Annotated in this window: 6 protein-coding genes; 2 read left to right on the top strand and 4 right to left on the bottom strand. The window is 58.9% G+C overall.

What is annotated here, in order from left to right:
• From kdpB to kdpF, 3 genes are all read right to left on the bottom strand, one after another.
• A partial coding sequence (gene kdpB / locus T281_RS15415) for a potassium-transporting ATPase subunit KdpB (protein WP_037241407.1) occupies positions 1-1,656 on the bottom strand: 1,656 nt, incomplete at its 3' end.
• Positions 1,657-1,663: 7 nt separating this feature from the next.
• Positions 1,664-3,373 carry a potassium-transporting ATPase subunit KdpA gene (gene kdpA, locus T281_RS15410; protein ID WP_037241404.1) on the bottom strand — a complete coding sequence of 570 codons (1,710 nt, stop codon included), beginning with the start codon at positions 3,371-3,373 and terminating at the stop codon, positions 1,664-1,666.
• A 7-nt stretch (positions 3,374-3,380) separates the two neighbouring features.
• The gene (kdpF, locus tag T281_RS18445) at positions 3,381-3,470 is read right to left on the bottom strand and encodes a K(+)-transporting ATPase subunit F (RefSeq protein WP_081796844.1); all 90 of its coding nucleotides are present in this window, start codon (positions 3,468-3,470) and stop codon (positions 3,381-3,383) included.
• Positions 3,471-4,025: 555 nt separating this feature from the next.
• Between kdpF and T281_RS15405 the strand changes: the two genes are divergently transcribed.
• On the top strand, positions 4,026-5,573 hold the full coding sequence (locus T281_RS15405; protein ID WP_155955298.1) for an SEFIR domain-containing protein: 1,548 nt from the start codon (positions 4,026-4,028) through the stop codon (positions 5,571-5,573).
• 149 nt (positions 5,574-5,722) lie between these two features.
• Here T281_RS15405 and T281_RS17990 read toward each other — a convergent pair whose 3' ends face one another.
• Entirely contained in the window at positions 5,723-6,238 is a 516-nt protein-coding gene (locus tag T281_RS17990) for an SOS response-associated peptidase family protein (protein ID WP_052037569.1), read from the bottom strand.
• Between the two features lie 241 nt (positions 6,239-6,479).
• Between T281_RS17990 and T281_RS15395 the strand changes: the two genes are divergently transcribed.
• Positions 6,480-7,124 carry an NAD(P)-dependent oxidoreductase gene (locus T281_RS15395; protein ID WP_037241402.1) on the top strand — a complete coding sequence of 215 codons (645 nt, stop codon included), beginning with the start codon at positions 6,480-6,482 and terminating at the stop codon, positions 7,122-7,124.
• Positions 7,125-7,316: the final 192 nt, after the last annotated feature.

Here is a 7,316-nt window from a genome sequence, read left to right as displayed (position 1 = left end):
CGCCTCGCGCGCGGCGACTGTGCCCGTGTTCATCGCGACGCCGACATCGGCTTGCGCAAGCGCGGGCGCGTCGTTGGTGCCGTCGCCGCACATGGCGACGAGCTTCCCATCGGCCTGCTCCTTGCGGATGAGGCGGAGCTTCGCCTCGGGTGTCGCTTCGGCAAGGAAGTCATCGACGCCCGCTTCAGCCGCGATGGCCGCCGCCGTCAACGCGTTGTCGCCGGTTATCATGACGGTGCGGATGCCCATCTGCCGCAACTCGGCGAAGCGTTCGCGGATGCCGCCCTTCACGATGTCCTTGAGATGGACGACGCCCAGAACCCGGCCCGCCTGCGAGACGGCAAGGGGCGTTCCTCCCGTTCGGGCAATCCCTTCGACGATCTGCCGCAGGTCGGGCGCGGCCGCCATGTTCGGGTTGACCGTGACCTGTCGAACATGCGCCAGAACCGCATCGACGGCGCCTTTTCGGATCGGCTCGCCATCGACATCGACGCCGCTGATGCGGGTGTGCGCGCTGAAAGGGATGAAATGCACGGAATGTCCGGCGAGATCGCGCCCTCGCAGGCCGTATTTCTCCTTCGCGAGGACGACGATGGAGCGGCCCTCGGGGGTTTCGTCCGACAGCGAAGAAAGCTGCGCCGCATCGGCGAGTTCAAGTTCGCTCACGCCTTCAAGCGGGATGAACGCGGTTGCCTGCCGGTCGCCGAGCGTGATCGTGCCCGTCTTGTCGAGCAGCAGCGTGTCAACGTCGCCCGCCGCTTCGACGGCGCGGCCCGACATGGCGAGCACATTGAAGCGCACGAGTCGGTCCATGCCCGCGATGCCGATGGCTGAAAGCAGCGCGCCGATGGTCGTCGGGATGAGCGTCACGAACAGCGCGACGAGGACCAGCACCGAGATTTCGCCGCCCGCATAGGCCGCGAAGCTCGGAATGCTCGCCACGGCGAGGACGAAGATGAGCGACATGCCAGCGAGCAGGATATTCAGCGCGATCTCGTTCGGCGTCTTCTGACGCTGCGCGCCTTCGACGAGCGAAATCATGCGGTCGAGGAAGGTGGAGCCCTGCGCGGCGGTGATGCGTACGACGAGCCAGTCGGAAATGACCTGCGTGCCGCCCGTCACCGCCGAGCGGTCGCCGCCGGACTCGCGGATCACCGGCGCGGATTCGCCCGTGATCGCGGCTTCGTTCACCGAAGCAATGCCCTCGATCACCTCGCCATCGGACGGGATGATGTCGCCCGCCTCGACGAGAACGATATCGCCGGGCTTGAGCGCGAGCGCGGGCACGCTCTCGATATCGCTGTCGCGGGCCGCGTTCTTCAGCCGTTTGGCGATGACATCGGTCCGGGTCGCCCGGAGGCTCGCCGCCTGCGCTTTGCCGCGCCCCTCGGCCACCGCCTCGGCGAAGTTCGCGAACAGCACGGTGAACCAGAGCCAGAGGATGACTTGAAGCGGAAAGCCGAGGTTCTCCGTCCCCGCAACTGCATCGCGGATGAACAGCACGGTGACGAGCGCCGCCAGCACCTCGACGAGAAACATGACCGGATTGTGGATCATGTGCTGCGGCGCGAGCTTCTTGAAGGCGCCTGCGAGCGCGGGAGCGAGAATGGCTGGATGAAGCGCGGACGACCGCGCGGAAAGGGTCGACGTTTTCATGGGTGCCTCAGAAAGTTTGTCCGGCGATCATGGCGAAGTGCTCGACGATGGGACCGAGTGCCAACGCTGGCAGGAAGGTCAGCCCGCCGACGAGGACGACGACGCCGATGAGGAGGCCTGCGAACAGTGGTCCGTTCGTCGGGAATGTCCCGCTCGAAGGCGGCACGATCTTTTTCGCGGCGAGCGAGCCCGCGATGGCGAGCATCGGGACGATCACGAAGAAGCGTCCGACCAGCATGCCGACGGCAAGCGTGGTGTTATAGAACACGGTATTGCCCGACAGCCCCGCGAAGGCCGAGCCGTTGTTCGCCGCTGCCGACGTGTAGGCGTACAGCACTTCGGAAAAGCCATGCGGTCCCGCCGAAGAGACGCTCGAAAGGCCGTTCGGCGCGATGACCGCAATCGCCGTGAAACCGAGCATCATGAGCGGGAGGCACAGGATCGCCAGCATGGTGAGCTTCACCTCGCGCGCCTCGATCTTCTTGCCTAGATATTCCGGCGTGCGCCCGACCATCAGCCCGGCGACGAACACGGAGAGGATGGCGAACAGCAGCATCCCGTAGAGCCCAGCGCCTACACCGCCGATGACGACCTCGCCAAGCTCCATGTTGACCAGCGGCACGAGGCCGCCGAGCGGGGTCAGCGAGGCGTGCATGGCGTTTACCGCGCCGCATGACGCCGCCGTCGTTATCGTGGCGAAGAGGGCCGACGCTGCGATACCGAAGCGCGTCTCCTTGCCTTCCATGTTGCCGGGCGCGCCATCGAGGCCGAGCGCGGTCAGAAGCGGATTGCCGTTCGCCTCGGCCCAATAGGCGAGCGAGACGCCCACCAGGAACAGCACGCCCATCGCGCGGAAAATCGCCCAGCCCTGGCGTTGATCGCCCGCCATGCGCCCGAAGACGTTCGTAAGCCCCGCGCCGAGCACGAAGATCGCGATCATCTGGATCATGTTCGAAGCCGGCGTGGGGTTCTCGTACGGATGCGCGGCGTTCGCGTTGAAGAAGCCGCCGCCATTCGTGCCAAGCATTTTGATCGCCACCTGGCTCGCGACCGGGCCTTGCGCGATCACCTGCTTGCCGCCTTCAAGCGTTGTCGTCTCTACATATGGATTGAGGTTTTGCGGCATGCCCTGCCAAACCAGCGCCAACGCGATCAAGAGCGAAATCGGCAACAGGATGTAGAGCGTGCAGCGCGTCAGATCCGCCCAGAAATTGCCGATCCCCGCCGCCGAGCGCCGCGTGAAGCCGCGGATGAGTGCGACCGCAAGTGCGATGCCGGTGGCGGCGGAAACGAAGTTCTGCACCGTCAGCCCCGCCATCTGCGCGAAATAGCCGAGCGTGCTTTCGCCGCCGTAATTCTGCCAGTTGGTGTTGGTGACGAAGCTCGCCGCCGTGTTCAGCGCGAGATCGGGCGGCATGCCCCCCATGCCTTGCGGGTTGAGCGGGAGCAGATCCTGAAGCCTCAGGATTGCGTAAAGCAGCAGGAAGCCCGCAAAGTTGAAAGCGAGCATCGAGATCGCATAAGCGCTCCAGCGTTGCTCCGCTCTCGGGTCAATCCCGGCCAGCGCGTAGAACACGCGCTCGACCGGGGACAAAACGAACGAAAGAAAAGTGCGCTCGCCCGAAAACACGCGCGTCATGTACGCGCCGAGGGGTTTCGCGAGCATCACCACGATTGCGCAGAAGACAAGGATCTGCGCCCAACCTGCGAGGGTCATGATTGCCTCAGAATTTTTCGGGTTTTATGAGCGCGTAGACGAGATAGACGAGCAGGAAGACCGACACGGCCCCTGCAAGCGCATAGTCCAACAGCATGGCCGCCTCACAACCGCTCGCAGCCAGCAACGTAAAGCCCGGCTGCCGCGAAGAACGCGACGCCGATGCAGAGCATGAGAACTTCGAACATGGGACTCCTCACCCGATGAGTTATTCATTCGGGGAAGGATAGTCGGAGGGGCATATAGGTTCGACGGAGGAACAGGCGCGAAAAAATAGGATTCTCATAGGGAAACGGCCAAACGCCTTTGTCTTTGGCCGTTTCATATCCAAGACCTGCCATCGGCGCAGACCGCAAGTGGCGAAATTTGGAGTCCTATTCATTACCCGGTCTGGACTAAGTCTCTGTTCGGAAATTCCATTCCGCTTTGCCTCCGATTGCGAGCGAGGCTAAATCCGGCAGGGATGTCTCAAATCGACCCTCCTCGACCGAATGCCACAATCCGACGCGGGCGAAAGAAATATATCTTTTTACTTTCCGCCTAAATCGTTGCCTTATGCGTACTGTAGGCCGAGAGCTGTCATTTCGATCATTACTATTTAGTTCTGCTATTGGAGGCAGACTCGCTGATCGGATTGAGGTTAGGAGCATTCATGCCTGCCTCCCTCGGCATTCTTGTGTTCCGCAAACACCCGCTTCACAGTAACTGTCGCGAGCCGAATCGTGTTAGTTGGGGCAGCGCGCGTTGGTCACAGATTGAGGCGGAATTGAACCCGAGAGTATTCATTTCCTACAGCTGGACATCGCCCGGACATCAGGCACGCATCCGCCAGTGGGCGGAGCAAATGGTAAGCGACGGAATTGACGTCGTTCTTGATGTCTGGGACCTAAAAGAGGGGAACGACAAGTTCGCATTCATGGAAAAGATGGTCACCGATGAGACCGTCACCCATGTCCTTGTCTTCTCAGATTCTCAATATGCCTCAAAGGCTGACGCGCGCAAGGCTGGGGTTGGCACTGAATCCCAGATCATCTCGCGTGAAGTATACTTAAAAGTGCAACAATCTAAGTTCATTCCAATTGTTTGCGAATTCGACGACTCAAACGAACCATTTCTTCCAACCTTTCTTAAGTCCCGAATCTGGATTGACTTCTCTAGCCCTGAGGCGGCAAATGAGAACTGGGAGCAGCTAATCCGCGTGTTGTACGGTAAACCCGCGCATCAGAAACCGGCTCTAGGAAAAGCACCTACATTTATCACACATGATGCAGTCATTCCAGCAAGCCCCGCGATTGCAAAGTTTGCCGCATTAAGACAGTGCGTTCTACAAGGAAAGCGCGGAGTTAAACTTTACCGAAAGGACTTTCTTGGCGCATGTTATGATTACGCAGACGCCTTGCGTATTAGAAAGCAACCCGATCTTGCAAATCTTGGCCAGCGGGTTCTAGAGGATTGCGGGAAACTCAAACTTGTACGCGACCACCTCGTTGATTGGGTCTTGCTGGAGTCCGAAGTCAATCTGTCCGAAGAGTTTGGTGACGAGCTAATCGCGATGCTGGAGAAATTGCTTGAGCTCAAGTCAAGACCGCAGGAAGTCACCACTTGGAACGAGGCTTGGTTCGAAGCACACCGCGTATTTGTTTACGAAACATTCCTATATGTTATAGCCGCCTTGATTAAAGCCGGCGCGTTCAATATTCTCCGACTTATTTTTAATAGTCACTACCTTCTTCCAGAGACGGAAGTGACGAAACTCAACCGATTCTCTACTTTTGGTGAATTTTACGGTTATTCAGAGGCGCTACAGATACTCGCGCCAGGGGGACGAGGACTTTACTCGCCCACGGCAGAGCTTATTAAGCGTCAGGCGGATCGCACGGACTTACCGTTTGCGGATGTTATGCAAGCGGAATTGCTTATTCTAATGATGGCTTTTATCAGCGATAATATTCACTGGTATCCACAGACGCTTCACTATTCATCTCGCGCCGCATTTCCATTTTTCATCAGAGCTGAGCAGCGCCGCAACTTTCACAAGCTCGCGCAGATTACTGGATTTGAAAGTGCCGACAAACTTCGTGAAGCGGTAAAAGCCGGCCATGAGCGGTTGGGAGTGGCACAGTGGCATGATTTCTGGATGAGTCATGATCGATCATTCTGGCAGCGAATGAACCTGGATGCTTTGGATACAATTAGCTAAGCACACAATGACGTAATCTTTGTTATGCTTACCAAGGCTGATCTCAGCAAAAAAAAAATCATGGCACTCTTGTATTTCTGCTCCTAAGGGGAGAGCAGTTAGGCCTTGAGGGCGGGCCCGGAGTCCGCTATCGACCCGATCTCGCCAGATCAAGCCACAAGCCCTTCGACGCAATCCGGCGCATTGTATTTTGGCGAGTTCATTTTCGGCGACACGGGCCGGACGGTCACCGCCGCATCGAGGCCGGAATCGATCACAGGTTTTCGCCGGCAAGCCACGGCTCGAAGCCGTATTTGGCCAGCATCACCGGCATGCGCGAGTGCAGATCGCGGATTCCGTCGCAGGCTTCGCTTTTCCCGGAACTTCAACGGCGCGCCATTCATAAAACCCCGAGACTGGAATGAGGCAGCGGCGCGTTTGCCGCCGCCGTTCCGATGCGCGCATTGATCCTGATTGCCGATCTTGATGTCCTTCGCCCACATCGGCACCAATCCCCAGCGCATCATTTTATAACTGCGGCCGCCTTCTTCCCGCACGATAACGCCCACGTCCTGCGTCGGCGCGATGTTCCACGAAACGCGCAGATTTGGGATAGCGTCATTCGTCAGGCGATAGAGCGCGTGTAACTCTGCCCATGTAAAATTCTGTGTGAACCTGCCGCACATTCCTAACTCCCTCGCCCCCAATATGGTGGCTAGCGCAAGTTGCGGAAAAGACGACCTGAGAGCAAACGGTGCGGGTGGACTTGGCCTAAAGAGCGTGAGCCGAGCAGGCGAACCATCAGGGCCTGAACCGCAACATGGACCCCGCATCCTGCGACTGCGTCATGACGATCTGGAATCCACGCATCATCGTTGTTACTTTCAACCATGCTTAACCCAATCCTATAGGGCGTACCCCTTATCCATGAGGACCATTCTCATCATCGGCGCGAGCCGCGGCATCGGACTTGAGACGGTTCGACGAGCTCTCGATCAAGGCTATCGGGTGCGCGCTTTTGCGCGATCCGCCTCCCAAATCCCAATTACCCATACGGAGCTGACGAAGGTGAACGGCGATGCGCTCAGAGCCGAGGATGTCGCGGCGGCCGTTAAGGGAGTCGACGCCGTCATCGAAACGCTCGGAGCGAAGGCCAGCCTTGCTATGGTGACCAGCCACACTCGACTCTTCTCCGACGCAACGCGCATACTCATCCAATCGATGGAAAGTGCGGGCGTGAAGCGTCTGATTTCTGTAACGGGCTTTGGGGCCGGCGACAGCCGCCAGCATATGTCACTGTTGCAGCGCCTTCCCTTCGAACTCCTGTTGGGCCGCGTCTATGCGGATAAGGCGGTGCAGGAGACGATCATTCGGCGCAGCGCTCTGTCCTGGGTGATAGTCCGGCCGGGCATCCTCACCAGCGGTCCTCGCACAGGCCGGTATAAAATCCTCGATAAGCCCGCCGACTGGCGCAACGGCACGATCTCGCGCGCCGATGTCGCAGATTTTCTCGTCAAGCAAATCGAAGATGACGCCTATCTCGGCAGCAAGACCCCTGCACTGATCGGATAATTATTCCCTCCGAAGGCATCAAGGAGCTCGAAATCAATAGCCGCGCCGACTGGAACCGTGGCTTGACGCGCTGTGATTCGGCTCGCTTTCGCCTTGGCCCTCACTGCGGAAGGTCACTTCAAGCGCGGTGCTTTCGAGGAGGTGTCCAGTGAGCCGGTAGCGGAATTCGAGCAGGATGATTCAATTGAGCTA

It is taken from the genome of Rhodomicrobium udaipurense JA643 (assembly GCF_000636015.1).
GTDB classification, from domain to species: Bacteria; Pseudomonadota; Alphaproteobacteria; order Rhizobiales; family Rhodomicrobiaceae; genus Rhodomicrobium; species Rhodomicrobium udaipurense.
The sequence above is the reverse complement of the archived record's forward strand: the minus strand, read 5'-3'. Positions and strand labels throughout refer to the sequence as shown.